This window comes from Ornithinibacillus halotolerans (assembly GCF_014637405.1).
Classification (GTDB): domain Bacteria; phylum Bacillota; class Bacilli; order Bacillales; family Amphibacillaceae; genus Ornithinibacillus; species Ornithinibacillus halotolerans.
In genome coordinates this window covers 136,236-149,993 of the sequence record NZ_BMEY01000001.1, presented here as the reverse complement: position 1 = coordinate 149,993, position 13,758 = coordinate 136,236, and the positions used below count along the sequence as shown (strand labels likewise).

Here is a 13,758-nt window from a genome sequence, read left to right as displayed (position 1 = left end):
GCTTCTTTTTATCTTATTCCTGATTACTCGCTACAATCATTAAGATAAAGCGGATTAATTCCGCAACTGCTACTAATGCAGCAGCTACATATGTCATTGCAGCAGCATTTAACACTTTCTTCGTATCTCTCTCTTCATTATTCCTAATAACCCCAGTAGAGACAAGCTGTGCCATCGCACGATTCGAAGCGTCAAACTCAACTGGTAATGTAACTAGTTGGAATAAAACAGCTGCACCAAAGAATACAACACCTAGAACAGCTAGTTCAGTCATATGAAAAATAAATCCTGCAATGATTAAAAAGATGGAAATATTTGAACCAAAGTTTGCTACAGGAACTAATGCACTTCTGAAGCGTAAAAATGCATACTCTTCTGCATCTTGAATAGCATGTCCAACTTCATGTGCAGCAACAGCTGAAGAAGCCATCGATTGACCATGATAAATACCAGATGATAGTCGAACAACCTTTTTGCGTGGGTCATAATGGTCTGTAAGCATTCCTTTTGTTTCTTGAATCTCTATATCGTACAAACCATTATCGTCCAATATTTTACGAGCAACTTGTGCTCCTGTCATCATTGATGATGTACCTACTTGTGAATATTTTTTATAGGTACTCTTTACTTTTGATTGGGCCCATAATGGGATGATCATCAGCAAGGCAATATAAATTAAATACGAACCAAGTCCCATTTTTTCATTCCTCCATATTGTGAATAATTCTCATTTCTATAGTCAATTTTAGTCAAAAATGGGGATTCAGTCAATTTATTTGTCGTCATTCGAGAGTTGTTTTTGTTCTTTCTCTCCTTTATATTTTCTCCAACTAACGTAACTTAATGTACTAGCGATAATGCCACCAATAACAATGATTAACCAAATGAAGGATGACATATCAACTTCTGTTTCAGTTTCCTTTGTAGTAGCTATTACCACTTCTCCAATAAAAAATTCGAGTGAAAAATATACAATAATCCCTATGACAATCCATATGAGTAACTTTAATGGTGCCTTGTGTTTCATAGAGATTCCACCTCACTTAAGGTATAATCTCTATAATGTATGTGTCTGTAAGTAACTATATTACTTATAGACTTTGCTTATTTTTTTGATGAACCGTCAATACGTAAGCAATTAAAATGGATATAATACTTAACCAGAAAGTAAAGTAGCCGATCTCATTCATATATTTGTTCAGGCTTCCGTATGTCGGCATCATACCGAATACATAGTCAATGACATCATTATGTAAAGTCCAAACTGCTGCAATTACAATATGTATGAATCTAATTTTATAAAACGGTGCATATAGAAGGCCCTGAATAGCCATACCCGCATGGGAGGCGATTAACATATATCCACTTGGGTGTAAATAGCCTGTTTCCCATAATGTTAGGAAGTTCATGACAACTGCCCATATGCCATATTTAAATAAAGTAATGATCGCAAGTGCCTCAATGAGTGGGACATTTTTCTTAAATATGAAAAATAAGAGGAAAATGGTAAAAAACAGACTAGCTGTTGGACTATCCGGTACAAAAATCAAAAAAATATCAGGTGTTGTTGCTAATTGATGTCGATACCAATAATAACCATAGATCGTCCCTAACAAATTAATAATAAAAAGTAAAACAAGAAATCGCTTATCTGCCAAGGTTGCTCTTATAAGGTGAATAGTAATCCCTCCTATCTAAAAATTAGGCTGTTTTCTACAAGATTGTTGTTAGTTTGAATAATTTAATCTAATAAATAGTTGATAGAAACTGAGCGGCGAGTATTATGGTTTGGAGCATTATACCCGCTACGGAAATACACTCCGCACTCGCTGAGCTGCTGGTGAGCCAGGCTACTACTTGAATAAGCTTCTTCGCTGCCTTGCACCGAGGAAGCTTTCTTCGTAGCGTGACTTGCAGACGCAGGTGCATCAACGGGGTCTCACCGATGCATTTCCTCCCGCTGGAGTCTCCGTGTATTTCCTACGCTAAAAGGGATTAAATAAATGATTAACCCGTATCGAATTATTAAACATTTATAGAAAACTAACTATATTTAGAAAATCCAACCTAGCGCAGGCAGAATACGGAGACTCCAGCGGGAATAGCACGAGTCCGAAGACCCCGCAGAGGTGGTTTTTCCTCGAGGAGGCTGAGGCCGTGCCCGCGGAAAGCGGAGTATTCTGCCGGAGCGGCATCGTTGCACTATCCAAATTAATTAGGGTTAATTTTACAGTAGATACCGCACAGTTTCTATCAACTAGTAACAAACTTTTGCGAAACAGCCGAGAATTAATACCCATGATTTAAAAAGCACCTTTACCATTATAGGCAAAGGTGCTTTGTTTAATTATTCTGCAGCCTGTTCATTAACAGATGTAATGAATTGAACAAGTAGTTCTAGTTCTTCAGGTGTTCCTTTAAACATGTCTGCAGGCATTGTATTAATACCTTCTTGTGCAATTTGTGCAATTTCTTCAGCTGAATATTCAATACCTACTAATGTAGGACCAGCTGCTCCACCTTCTAATGATTCACCATGACAGCTCATACAGTTTGCTTCATAAACAGCATAGCCTTCATGAGATGTATCAATTTCTACAGATGCTGGAGGTACCGGTTGGTCCATTGCAGCACGTGCTTCCCAGTCAACATGTGAAGCAGATGTATACGTTAACCAAATAGTAGCAGTTAATGCTAACATCATCATAATTACTGCAATTGGGCGTTGATGTGGGCGACGTCCTGGACCATTATCTAAGAATGGTGCAAGAAGTAATGCCCCGAACGCAAGTCCTGGAATACCTAACATACCTAGAAGTACGTATTGTCCACTTGCAAATTCATATTTAAGTAATTCATATAAGAATAAGAAATACCAGTCTGGTAATGGTATAAAAGCAGCGTTCGTTGGATCAGCTAACCCACCTAATGGAGATGGATGAGCTAATGTTAAAATTAAGAATCCTACTAAGAATACAGCACCTGCTAACCACTCTTTTAATAAAAAGTTAGGCCAGAAAGCTTCTGTTCTTCCAGGATACTCAGAATAATCTTTTGGAATTTGTGATGTTCGACTTGCAGAGACACGAGAATCTCCGACAAATTTCATTCCTTTACCTCTGTGCACAGCTTTCCCCTCCTTTTTATAGTGGTCCAGAAATACCTTGTCTACGGATTAAAATAAAGTGAGCCGCTAGTAATGCAAATAATGCTGCTGGTAGGAAGAATACATGAATCGCAAAGAAACGAGTTAATGTTTGCGCACCTACGATTTCTTCATCCCCTGCAAGTAATATTTTTAGTTCGTCACCAATAATCGGTACTTGTTCAGCCATTTGTAGACCTACTTGAGTAGCAAAGAATGCTTTATTATCCCATGGTAATAAGTATCCTGTGAACCCTAGACCTAACATTACGAAGAAGATCAGTACTCCAACCATCCAGTTAAGTTCACGAGGTTTCTTATAAGCTCCTTGGAAGAATACTCTTAACGTATGTAATAGTAGCATTACGATAACAATACTTGCACCCCAGTGATGCATACCGCGGACAATTTGTCCATGTGCAACTTCAGTTTGTAAATAGTAAACGGATTTCCAAGCATTTTCAATATCTGGTACATAGTACATTGTTAAGAACATACCAGAAAGAATTTGAATGACTACCACGAAGAATGTTAGACCACCGAAACAGTAAACAAAAGCAGAAAAGTGATGTGCTGGGTTTACATGTTCTGGAACTTCATGGTCAGCAATATCTCGCCAGATTGGCGTAATATCCACACGCTCATCAATCCAATCATAAATTTTCTGTAGCATAAGTTATTACGCCCCCTTTCTAGAGATTTCTTTACCTAAGAATAACATTCCATTTTCCACCTTGTGTTCATATACACTTAGTGGTGCTAGTGGTGGTGTACCAGGAATATTTACACCATCTTTTGTATAGCGTCCATCATGACATGGGCAGAAAAATTCATTTTGGTGCTTGTCACTACCTTCCCAAGATACAACACATCCTAAGTGTGTACAAACAGGGGAAAGCGCTACAATGTCACCCTTTTCATTTTTATAAACCCAAGCACTGCGACCCGGTTTGGATTCATACCATCCATCTACTTGATCAATTTGCCAATCGACACGTTGAGGTGTTGTCGTAATATCTTCAACAGCAAGACCTACGTTTACAAATTCACCTGCACTTGATGTTTTCTTTAATACTGGGTCAATAGCCATTCTTATCGGTGAAACAAGCAAGCCGGCAGCCATAAATCCTCCAACACCCATTAGTGAGTAATTCAAAAATTGACGACGGGACACTTGTTGCTTTTCTTCGCTCATGATTTTCCCCCCTCTTCAAAATAATCACGGACAATAATTTTAATCAGATTACTAGGACATTACCATGATAGCGCAAACTACTTGTTCGGTCAATTAAAAACCATATTTGTTCTGAAAGTATTCATAATTTACAAAATCACCAATAACTACGCATTAATTCTACAACATCTGATACTTGTCCACGTATAATATTCATCATTTCTTGTGGATTCACGCCTTCGGTTTGAAAACCAGGTAACCACAGTAGATTTGCATCTAAATCCTTTTCGTACCGTTTCCAGATAGAATCAAATGTGAGAACAAATACATGTTTAAATGGTTGGCTTTGAATCTCTTTTGTCCATGCATTTAATCGTTTAACTTCTTCTTCCTTATCGCCAAACTCCAAATAATAATAGTTTGGGACTAATAGAGTTCTACCAGATAACTCACTTTCTATCTCGGTTGCAAAAATAGAAACGAGTTCCCGCTTGGAAGTGCTTTTTCCAATTGTCGTTTCATGTGATAATTGGAATGGAATAATAGGAATGATCGCAGTATCAATATATTCCTTTGCGCTTAAGTATTTCTCCATGTCCATGCTTGTCCACTGCATATAACAGCCACCTTTCTCTAGTATTTACCAAGTTGAATAATTTATGACTTCAACCGTAAATATACTTGTGTACCAAAAAAAAATCAACCTATTGCTCTTGTAAGCTAGGTTGACTAATTATTTTATTTTCAAGAGCATGCAGCTCTTTTACAAGTCTATTAAATTCTTCTCTATTTTGCTCATCTAAAGTCCGGTCAATTTGAGCAAGGATTTGTTGTTTCTTAAATTTAAAAAGAGAATATTCCAAAATACTTGTGGCATTTTCCTTGTCTTGTTGTGTAATTAAATAATCATCGGGAACATAAGGATTTTCCTCTAAAACGGAAGCATACATGTGATTCTGGTTAGATTTATTAAAATTTAGTTGAATATAAAGGGATTCATGTTGATTCAATCGGATGTCATGAAATGCTTTTTCAGCATCTGTAGTTACTAAATGATTTTTATAAAAGCGAAATGGTACTTCTTTTGAACACTGACTAGTAATGATTACACTTCGTATACAAAATTTAGCATCATGAACAAAATGAACATTTTCTAAAATTTCATGATGGTTAATTAAATAATTTAATATCCATACACTTTCCCTTTTTTTCAACTGATAATTATTTAGAAACCATTGTAAGAATTTCTTTTTATCTTTCACAGAAACAGGTGCTTGCATAGAGTTTCATACCTCCTCCCTACAAAGTCATTTACATTTCTTTTAAGCGATTAACATATTCTAAAACTTCAAAATCCTCCGGTTCTATCTCTATATAAGTTGTTAATACGTTAACTGCTTCTTGTGTCCTACCCTCTTCCATTAAGAAATATCCGTATTCTTTTAGGAAATCGCTGTCATGTTGTAAGCTATTATATGCAGCTTGATAGTGAATTAATGCATCTTTATATGATTCAATTTCATTACAAGCTCGTGCTAATTCCCATTCGTAAATTGGATCGTCTCCACTTGATTCTTTTACTAATGTCAGTAATTCTACAATCTCTTCTGGTTTATTTTTTTCTTTCAGAATTTCAATTAAGAATAACACAGCATCTTTATAATCCATGTCTAAATTAACTGCTTGTCGCACATGCTCTTCACTTTCATCCTCTAAATTACATTTATGAGCTAAACTTCCAGCAAGTAAATATAGCTCCTTATTGAACTCATCTAATTTCAGCCCTTTTAATGTTGTTTCATAAGCTTCTTCAATCATTTCCTCGTCTTCGTAAGCTTTTGCTAATTGCATATAGGCTGTATGATAATAGGGATCTTCTTCAATTAATTTTTCCCATACTTGGATGGCGATTTCTTTTCTGTCGGCTTGATAGGCTGTTAATCCATATTTAAATTGTACATCAACATGTTTATTTGTTATTTTTTCATAGTAAGTTAATGCGAGCTCGTACTCGCCAACATTTGCATATGATTCTGCTAAACGCTCATGAATCGGAATAGCAGAATCTGTTAGCTGTAGTGACTTCTCATAAGCGGTAATTGCTCGTTTAAAATCACCAAATGAATAATATAATTCCCCTAATGCCAAATCAATTATGGTTTCTGTAGGATTTATTGATTTAGCTTGTAGTAGTTTTTGTTCAGCGACTTCAAATAAGCCTTGAGCTTGATAAAGATCGGCTAAAGCAACCAATACTTGAAGGTAAGACTCATCTTCTGATGGAATAGAGTTCAATAATTCAATAGCTTGTTCATCTTGTTCTTGTTCAATATAAATATCAGTTAAATGTAATTTAATATCGGTTTCATCTGGATATTTCTCAAGCAATTGCTGCAAAAGAGATTCTGCTTCCATTAAAAATCCCCAATTAAGATAAAACTCAGCAAACCAATACAACTCATCATCTGTTGCACTCGGTATAGATTTATTCAGTAGATTAATTGCTTGATCAACTTGGTCAAGTTCCATCAATCTATTTGCTTCTTCTAAAATATTCACGTAAAAAACTCCTTCACAATTGCCTAAAATCATGTTAATTATTGATTAATAGTTTTGATAAGTCTTTCATAAAAGATGGGTAAGAAATAGCAATAGATGACAAATCATCAATTGTTACTGCGTTTTCTGTAATTAATGATGCAACAACTGCCATCATAGCGATACGGTGATCATTATAGGAAGAAACTGTTCCACCGTGTAATTTTGCTTTCCCTTTAATTATCATTCCATCGTTTGTTTCTTCAATCGTTGCTCCTAGTGAGGAAAGAACATCTACAACAGCATGGATTCTATCTGTTTCCTTCACACGAAGTTCTTCGGCATCACGAATGATCGTTGTACCTTTCGCTTGTGTTGCTAGTAGTGCGATTATCGGAATTTCATCGATCAATGATGGAATCATGTCACCTTCGATTGTAATAGCACGTAATGGACGATAATGTATTGTAATATCACCAATCGGTTCTCCGCCAATACTTTGCTCATTAGTAAACTCTAATGATGCTCCCATTTTTTCTAAAATATTAAGGATTCCAGTTCTTGTTTGATTTAATCCTACATTCTTAATCGTTAACGTACTGTCAGGAATGATTGCTGCTGCTGTTAATAGAAATGCTGCTGATGAAATATCGCCAGGAATGAACAAGTTTGTAGCTTTTAATGGGTGGCTAGAGTCAATCTCAATCGTATTTCCATCTACTCGGATATTTGCTCCAAATGCTTGAAGCATCTTTTCTGTATGGTCTCTTGTTTTGCTCTTTTCTATTACGGTAGTTTTTCCTTTCGCATGAAGGCCTGCTAATAGTATCGCAGATTTTACTTGAGCACTTTTAACGGGCAGTGGATATGTAATTCCCGTTAAAGATGTACCTTCTAAAGCAATTGGAAGATAATCTCCCCCACTTCGTCCAATAAATGTTGCACCCATCTCACTTAATGGTTTCATGACACGAGACATAGGTCGATACGTTAATGACTCGTCTCCATACATAAATGTAGAAAATGGGAGACCTGCTAATAAACCAAGCATTAGCCTTGCAGATGTCCCAGAGTTCCCAAAATAAATCGGTTTAACTGGTTCTAGCAAGCCCTCAATCCCTTTTCCATCGATAAGTAATGTATTTCCTTGATTCTCTATTGCTACTCCCATTGCGCGAAAAGCTTCAACCGTACGAATACAGTCTTCCCCATCTAAAAAGTTATCAACTTTTGTGATGCCTTCAGCAATAGCTCCTAACATAACAGAGCGATGTGAAATCGATTTGTCTCCAGGTACTTCTATCTCTCCATAAATACGAACAGATTCATATGATTTTAATATTTCCATATGTACGATCTAACCCTTCACTTCTGACATAATAAATGAATGTAAGTATTTCTTTATTTGCTGTTTATTGATATTATGCAACACTGGTTCACCGATTTTTTTTAGTAGAACCATTTGAATTTCTGAATTAATGACTTTTTTATCGTGCATCATAAATTCAACTAAGTCATCGATCTGTTCGAATGACAGAGCGATTGGATAATTATTTTCCGTTAACCATTCTTTTACTTGTTTTAGCGGAAGTTTAACTTGTAGTTCCTGTTGGCTAACATACATAGCAAACAAAATCCCAATTGCTACAGCTTCACCATGACTTATTTTACCATATCCTAATCTCGTTTCGATAGCATGACCAAGGGTATGTCCTAAGTTTAAGTACTTTCGAATACCAGCTTCTCTTTCATCTTGTTCGACAATAGTTGCCTTAATATTTATACCAGTTTCAAGAGCAGTTATTAAATCTTTCATTGCAATTTGTTCCAGAGAAATGGACAGTAATTGTGTGAAAAAGTTTTCGTTAGCTAACATTGCTTCTTTCAGTAATTCGGCATATCCTGAACGAACGTCTTGTAAAGACAATGTTTGAATTGTTTCAGTGTCATAGAGCACTTGAACTGGAGGATAAAAACTTCCAATGAGATTTTTACCTTTTTCATGGTTGATCGCTACTTTTCCACCGACACTACTATCATGAGCCAAAATCGTTGTAGGAACTTGGATATAGTCAACCCCACGCATATAAGTTGCAGCAACAAATCCAGCTAAATCACCGACTACCCCACCACCAAATGCAATAATAAGGGATTGCCTATCTAAACTATATTCAAGGGCCTTGGTGAGTAATTGGTAGTATACTTGAATGCTTTTTGAAGTTTCACCAGGTGGAACTACTTCTAAGAAAACTTTATTCCCCTTTAAGGCTTGCAACAGATCATTACCGTATAGATATACAACATTTTCATCCGTTATAACTAAAATGGATGAGTAGTTCTTTGGTAGATAATCTTTAATTTGGTGACGTAGCTTCTCTCCAATAACAATGTCATAGGACTGAATAGCTGAGTTGATATGGATCGTTCTCATTTAGAAACTCCTTACATCTTCACGATATTGCTCGAATTGTTGTTTCAATTTGGGGAATTGATCATTTGGAAATTGTTCTAGTATCGCTTTTGCTAACTCAAATGCAACGACATGTTCCATGACAACTGCTGCAGCTGGAACAGCACAAGCATCTGACCGCTCAACACTTGCTTGGAATGTTTCTTTCGTTTCTATGTCTACACTTTGTAATGGTTTCATTAAAGTTGGTATAGGTTTCATAACACCTTTCACAACGATTGGCATTCCTGTTGTCATCCCACCTTCAAATCCACCTAATCGATTTGATTTTCGATAAAATCCTTGTTCTTCATTCCAACCGATTTCGTCATGAACTTGGCTTCCATTTTTCCGAGCAGCTTCAAAGCCCATTCCGAATTCGACACCTTTGTACGCATTAATACTAACAACGGCACCTGCAATTCTACTATCTAGCTTTCGATCATAATGGACATAAGAACCAATTCCAGGCGGCATTCCTTCTACATAAACTTCTGTTACCCCACCAAGTGAATCGCCATTTTTTTTGGCCTCATCGATTTTCGCCATTATTTGTTGTTCAGCTTTTTTATCTAATGTACGAACTGGAGAATCTTCCGTTAGGCTCATTTTTTCTTGTATTGTTAAATTCGGTACATCTTCTGCTACAATACCACCAATTTCTTTAACATACCCGCATACTTCAATACCAAGATGACGTAACAATGTCTTGGCCACAGCACCTGCTGCGACTCGAGCAGCCGTTTCTCTTGCTGAAGAGCGCTCTAATACATTACGCATGTCACGGTGACCATATTTTAGTGCACCATTTAGGTCAGCATGTCCAGGTCTTGGCCTAGTAACAATTCTTCTAATGAAAGTATCTTCATCAATCGGATCTTCCCCCATAATATCTGTCCAATGTTTATAGTCATCATTATGTATTACGAGCGAAATTGGCGAACCTAATGTATATCCGTGCCGAACGCCGGACGTAATTTCTACTAAATCTTTTTCAATTTGCATTCGTTTTCCACGTCCATAGCCCTTTTGTCTTCTTAATAATGATTCATTTATATCATCCTTTAATAATGGCATACGAGCTGGGAGTCCTTCTAATATAGTTGTTAATTGTTTTCCATGTGATTCACCTGCTGTTAAATAACGCATATGTACCCTCCTCTAGTTGTTGCTTGTAACTATTAGTATAAACTAGTTAAAACAAAAATTAAAAAAAATGCTACTTATCTTCATGGATAAGAGCATTTTATGTTTCATTGTTCTTCTGATAGAAAAAAGTTTCTAATAACTTCAAGTTATATTTACTTGGACTAAAGATTTGCTCTGTACTCCCTACAAATAATATTCCATCTGGCAATAATGAAGTAGAGAATTGTTGATAGATTGTTTCTTTAGCTACATCTGTAAAATAGATCAGTACGTTTCTACAAATGATCAAATCAATATTTGATGGATATGTATCTTCCAGTAAGTTATGTTTTCTAAAGGTAATTTTTCGTTTAATGTTAGCGTCGATTGCTTGAAATGTTCCAACTTGTTTAAAGTATTTCTTTTTTAAATTGTGGGGTAAGTCTTTTAATGATTGTTCGTGGTAAACACCTTTCCTTGCTTTTTCTAATACGATTTCATCTATATCGGTAGCAAGTATCGTCGCTTTTACATCAGGAAAATACTCATTTAACATTATTGCAATACTGTATGGCTCTTCCCCAGTTGAACATGCAGCACTCCAAATTGTTATATGTTTCTTGTTTTTTGTTAAAGCAGGAAGAACAATGTTTTGTAATGTTTCCCATCGTTTAGGATTTCGATAAAACTCGGAAACATTAATTGTAATTCGGTCGAGAAATTCATTTAATAAGTCAGTGTCTTTACTGATGGCATGAAAGTAAGATGTGAAGTTAGAATAGCCTCTTTTGTCACGTAATGTTGTTAGTCTACGTTTCATTTGGGCTTCTTTGTATTGCTGTAGATCAATCCCCAGTTTTAAATAGACTTTCTCTGTAAATTCCTTATAATCGTCTCTCATGATCCTCTACCTTTACTGTTACATTGGAAAATGAATGGAACCTAACATATTATCACTGTATATAATCCACCCCGGAAATATACTTCGCTTTCCTTTTTTAAGGAGTCTCCATATATTTCCGGGGCAGATATTGTACATATTTCTTTTAAAATGCTATCAGATTAGATTGACCAATCTTTATTATTAATAAATCCAAGCGCTATCTTGTTTTTCGTAAGAAACTAGTTCAGTTTCGTTAAAGAATAGGTTGATTTCTCTTTCTGCGCTTTCTGGTGAATCAGAGCCGTGGATCACGTTCTTACCAACTGTTACTCCAAAATCTCCACGTACAGTTCCTGGTAGAGCTTCTGCGGGGTTTGTTTTACCCATCATTTCACGTGCAGTTTTAATAACGTTTTCACCTTCCCAAACCATTGCAAATACTGGTCCAGAAGTAATGAAGTCAACTAACTCACCGAAGAATGGTCTTTCTTTATGTTCACCATAATGTTCGCTAGCTAGTTCGTCAGAGATTTGCATTAATTTAGCTCCAACTAATTTAAAGCCTTTTCTCTCGAAACGATTTACAATTTCACCTACTAGATTTCTTTGTACTCCGTCTGGTTTAACCATTAAAAATGTTTTTTCCATAATTTACACCTCTTCTATGTATGTCTCGGCTTATTAACCGTATAAATTCTATCAAATAATAGGGAAAATAACAATATAAACTACTATCGTTTTCGTTTTCCAATATATTTAGCGATTTGTTCAAGTGTAATTTTTGCTTTACTATTGGGAAATCCCTTCAAAGCGTCAAAAGCTTTTCTTAAATATCGTTCACTTACTATGTAAGACTTTTCAATAGCATCGGTAGCTTTTAATGCTTGAATAATTTCGTCCATTTGTTCCTTTGTTACATCATTTGGTGTTTCAAAAGTGTTTCGCAACAAAGAATTAAATTGTTCATCTTGCATGGCAAATAGAACTGGTAACGTAATATTACCTTGGTACAAATCATTTCCAGCAGGTTTACCCAATTCTTCACTAGAAGAAGTAAAGTCCAAGATATCATCGATTATTTGATAGCTCATCCCGATATAATGGCCGTATTGGTATAATTTGTTAATTTCTTTTTGGGATAAGCCTGAAGTCATTGCACCGAGTTTACAGCTAAGTGCAATTAGTAATGCGGTCTTCCGTTTGATTCTTCTAAAGTAATTACGTACATCTTGATCAAAGTTAAACTTATCTCTAATTTGTTCAATCTCACCTAAGCTCACTTCAACTAAAGCTTCTGATAATGTTTTATGTAATTCAGGATTTTCTAGTTTTGTAATCGTTTCTAGTGCACGAGCAAGAATGTAGTCACCCGTATACATAGCAACTCGATTACCATATTGTTTTTTAATTGTGGGCTGTCCTCTTCGTAGTTCTGCATCGTCTATGACATCATCATGAACTAAGGTAGCCATATGTATAAGTTCTAAGGAAACAGCAACATGGATTACTTGATCTATATCAATCTTACCAAATTGACTAGATAACAAAACAAAGACAGGTCGAATTCGTTTTCCCCCTGCCTTTAGCAAATGAGTAGATGCTTCCCTTAAAATGGGATGGTCCGCTTGAATCGCATCGATTAAAGAAGATTCAATTTTGTCTATGTCTTTCTTTAGATAGTTATATGTCTTTGGTAATTTCATGTGATTCACCTTTTGTTAGAACGCTAATCGTTTTATTTTATTCCCATATGCATAGCAGCAACTCCACCAGTATAACTTTTCACTTTAACTGATGAAAATCCTGCATCACTAAACATTTTCTTTAATGTTTGTTTATCAGGAAAGTCTCTAGTAGATTCATTTAACCATGCGTATTCATTATAACTTTTTGCGAAGATTCTACCAAACAATGGCATTATAAAGCGGAAATAAAAGAAGTATAATTGCTTAAAACCGATCATTGTTGGTTGCGACGTTTCTAAACAAACAACCTTCCCACCTGGTTTTACTACTCTATACATTTCTTTTAAAACAGTCATATAGTCTGGTACATTTCTGAGACCAAACCCAATCGTTACAAAGTCAAATGTATTATCTTCAAATGGTAACTCCATTGCATTCCCATGGATAAAATCTAATTGTTTGTAGTTTAGTGATTCGTTTTTTTGAGTGGCTACAGAAAGCATATTTTTACTAAAATCTAAGCCAACTATCTTTCCTGTAGGCCCCACTGATTCTGCTAAAGCTATAGACCAATCACCAGTACCACAGCATACATCTAAGGCTGAAGCCCCTTTTGGTACATTCATCTGCTTCATCACATCTTTACGCCAAGCTTTATGACGTTGGAAGGATATGATGGAATTCATCGTATCATATTTGTCGTATATTTTTTCAAATACGTGGTGTACACGTTCTTCTTTTGATTTTTCCTGCATG

The 13,758-nt window shown here is 35.8% G+C and carries 16 protein-coding genes; all 16 read right to left on the bottom strand.

What is annotated here, in order from left to right:
* Nucleotides 1-13: 13 nt before the first annotated feature.
* Nucleotides 14-697 (bottom strand): zinc metallopeptidase, encoded by a 684-nt coding sequence (locus IEV35_RS00870; RefSeq protein WP_188382791.1) that lies wholly within the window; start codon nt 695-697, stop codon nt 14-16.
* Between the two features lie 75 nt (nt 698-772).
* Nucleotides 773-1,027 (bottom strand): sporulation protein YpjB, encoded by a 255-nt coding sequence (locus tag IEV35_RS20370; RefSeq protein WP_188382790.1) that lies wholly within the window; start codon nt 1,025-1,027, stop codon nt 773-775.
* A gap of 64 nt (nt 1,028-1,091) precedes the next feature.
* A complete protein-coding gene (gene lhaT, locus IEV35_RS00860) occupies nt 1,092-1,679 on the bottom strand; it encodes a lipoprotein heptaprenylglyceryl N-acetyltransferase LhaT (protein WP_188383002.1) in 588 nt (195 codons plus the stop codon).
* 668 nt (nt 1,680-2,347) lie between these two features.
* Nucleotides 2,348-3,127, bottom strand: a complete 780-nt coding sequence (locus IEV35_RS00855; RefSeq protein ID WP_188382789.1) for a menaquinol-cytochrome c reductase cytochrome b/c subunit — start codon at nt 3,125-3,127, stop codon at nt 2,348-2,350.
* Between the two features lie 16 nt (nt 3,128-3,143).
* Nucleotides 3,144-3,818, bottom strand: a complete 675-nt coding sequence (qcrB, locus tag IEV35_RS00850) for a menaquinol-cytochrome c reductase cytochrome b subunit (RefSeq protein WP_188382788.1) — start codon at nt 3,816-3,818, stop codon at nt 3,144-3,146.
* Nucleotides 3,819-3,824: 6 nt separating this feature from the next.
* Entirely contained in the window at nt 3,825-4,340 is a 516-nt protein-coding gene (locus tag IEV35_RS00845) for a QcrA and Rieske domain-containing protein (protein ID WP_188382787.1), read from the bottom strand.
* Between the two features lie 136 nt (nt 4,341-4,476).
* Nucleotides 4,477-4,935, bottom strand: a complete 459-nt coding sequence (locus tag IEV35_RS00840) for a DUF2487 family protein (protein WP_188382786.1) — start codon at nt 4,933-4,935, stop codon at nt 4,477-4,479.
* 88 nt (nt 4,936-5,023) lie between these two features.
* Nucleotides 5,024-5,599, bottom strand: coding sequence for a ReoY family proteolytic degradation factor (locus tag IEV35_RS00835; protein WP_188382785.1), 576 nt, complete (start codon nt 5,597-5,599; stop codon nt 5,024-5,026).
* 31 nt (nt 5,600-5,630) lie between these two features.
* Entirely contained in the window at nt 5,631-6,878 is a 1,248-nt protein-coding gene (locus IEV35_RS00830) for a tetratricopeptide repeat protein (RefSeq protein WP_229740597.1), read from the bottom strand.
* Nucleotides 6,879-6,912: 34 nt separating this feature from the next.
* Nucleotides 6,913-8,205, bottom strand: a complete 1,293-nt coding sequence (gene aroA / locus IEV35_RS00825) for a 3-phosphoshikimate 1-carboxyvinyltransferase (RefSeq protein ID WP_188382783.1) — start codon at nt 8,203-8,205, stop codon at nt 6,913-6,915.
* Nucleotides 8,206-8,214: 9 nt separating this feature from the next.
* Nucleotides 8,215-9,288, bottom strand: a complete 1,074-nt coding sequence (gene aroB, locus IEV35_RS00820) for a 3-dehydroquinate synthase (RefSeq protein WP_188382782.1) — start codon at nt 9,286-9,288, stop codon at nt 8,215-8,217.
* Nucleotides 9,289-10,455, bottom strand: coding sequence for a chorismate synthase (gene aroC / locus IEV35_RS00815; RefSeq protein WP_188382781.1), 1,167 nt, complete (start codon nt 10,453-10,455; stop codon nt 9,289-9,291).
* Between the two features lie 97 nt (nt 10,456-10,552).
* The gene (locus tag IEV35_RS00810) at nt 10,553-11,335 is read right to left on the bottom strand and encodes a CheR family methyltransferase (RefSeq protein WP_188382780.1); all 783 of its coding nucleotides are present in this window, start codon (nt 11,333-11,335) and stop codon (nt 10,553-10,555) included.
* Nucleotides 11,336-11,518: 183 nt separating this feature from the next.
* Nucleotides 11,519-11,965: a nucleoside-diphosphate kinase gene (gene ndk, locus IEV35_RS00805; protein WP_188382779.1), complete on the bottom strand. Its 447-nt coding sequence runs from the start codon at nt 11,963-11,965 to the stop codon at nt 11,519-11,521.
* An 83-nt stretch (nt 11,966-12,048) separates the two neighbouring features.
* Nucleotides 12,049-13,020 carry a heptaprenyl diphosphate synthase component II gene (gene hepT / locus IEV35_RS00800; protein ID WP_188382778.1) on the bottom strand — a complete coding sequence of 324 codons (972 nt, stop codon included), beginning with the start codon at nt 13,018-13,020 and terminating at the stop codon, nt 12,049-12,051.
* A gap of 32 nt (nt 13,021-13,052) precedes the next feature.
* A complete protein-coding gene (locus IEV35_RS00795; protein ID WP_188382777.1) occupies nt 13,053-13,757 on the bottom strand; it encodes a demethylmenaquinone methyltransferase in 705 nt (234 codons plus the stop codon).
* Between the last annotated feature and the right edge of the window lies 1 nt (nt 13,758).

Bases quoted from the DNA above. Each gene is read 5' to 3' on its own strand.
- IEV35_RS00795 (WP_188382777.1), bottom strand. From the start codon at position 13,757: ATGCAGGAAAAATCAAAAGAAGAACGTGTACACCACGTATTTGAAAAA.
- aroA (WP_188382783.1), bottom strand. From the start codon at position 8,205: ATGGAAATATTAAAATCATATGAATCTGTTCGTATTTATGGAGAGATA.
- IEV35_RS00840 (WP_188382786.1), bottom strand. From the start codon at position 4,935: ATGCAGTGGACAAGCATGGACATGGAGAAATACTTAAGCGCAAAGGAA.
- aroC (WP_188382781.1), bottom strand. From the start codon at position 10,455: ATGCGTTATTTAACAGCAGGTGAATCACATGGAAAACAATTAACAACT.
- IEV35_RS00810 (WP_188382780.1), bottom strand. From the start codon at position 11,335: ATGAGAGACGATTATAAGGAATTTACAGAGAAAGTCTATTTAAAACTG.
- IEV35_RS00870 (WP_188382791.1), bottom strand. From the start codon at position 697: ATGGGACTTGGTTCGTATTTAATTTATATTGCCTTGCTGATGATCATC.
- IEV35_RS00835 (WP_188382785.1), bottom strand. From the start codon at position 5,599: ATGCAAGCACCTGTTTCTGTGAAAGATAAAAAGAAATTCTTACAATGG.
- ndk (WP_188382779.1), bottom strand. From the start codon at position 11,965: ATGGAAAAAACATTTTTAATGGTTAAACCAGACGGAGTACAAAGAAAT.
- qcrB (WP_188382788.1), bottom strand. From the start codon at position 3,818: ATGCTACAGAAAATTTATGATTGGATTGATGAGCGTGTGGATATTACG.
- IEV35_RS00845 (WP_188382787.1), bottom strand. From the start codon at position 4,340: ATGAGCGAAGAAAAGCAACAAGTGTCCCGTCGTCAATTTTTGAATTAC.
- IEV35_RS20370 (WP_188382790.1), bottom strand. From the start codon at position 1,027: ATGAAACACAAGGCACCATTAAAGTTACTCATATGGATTGTCATAGGG.
- aroB (WP_188382782.1), bottom strand. From the start codon at position 9,288: ATGAGAACGATCCATATCAACTCAGCTATTCAGTCCTATGACATTGTT.
- hepT (WP_188382778.1), bottom strand. From the start codon at position 13,020: ATGAAATTACCAAAGACATATAACTATCTAAAGAAAGACATAGACAAA.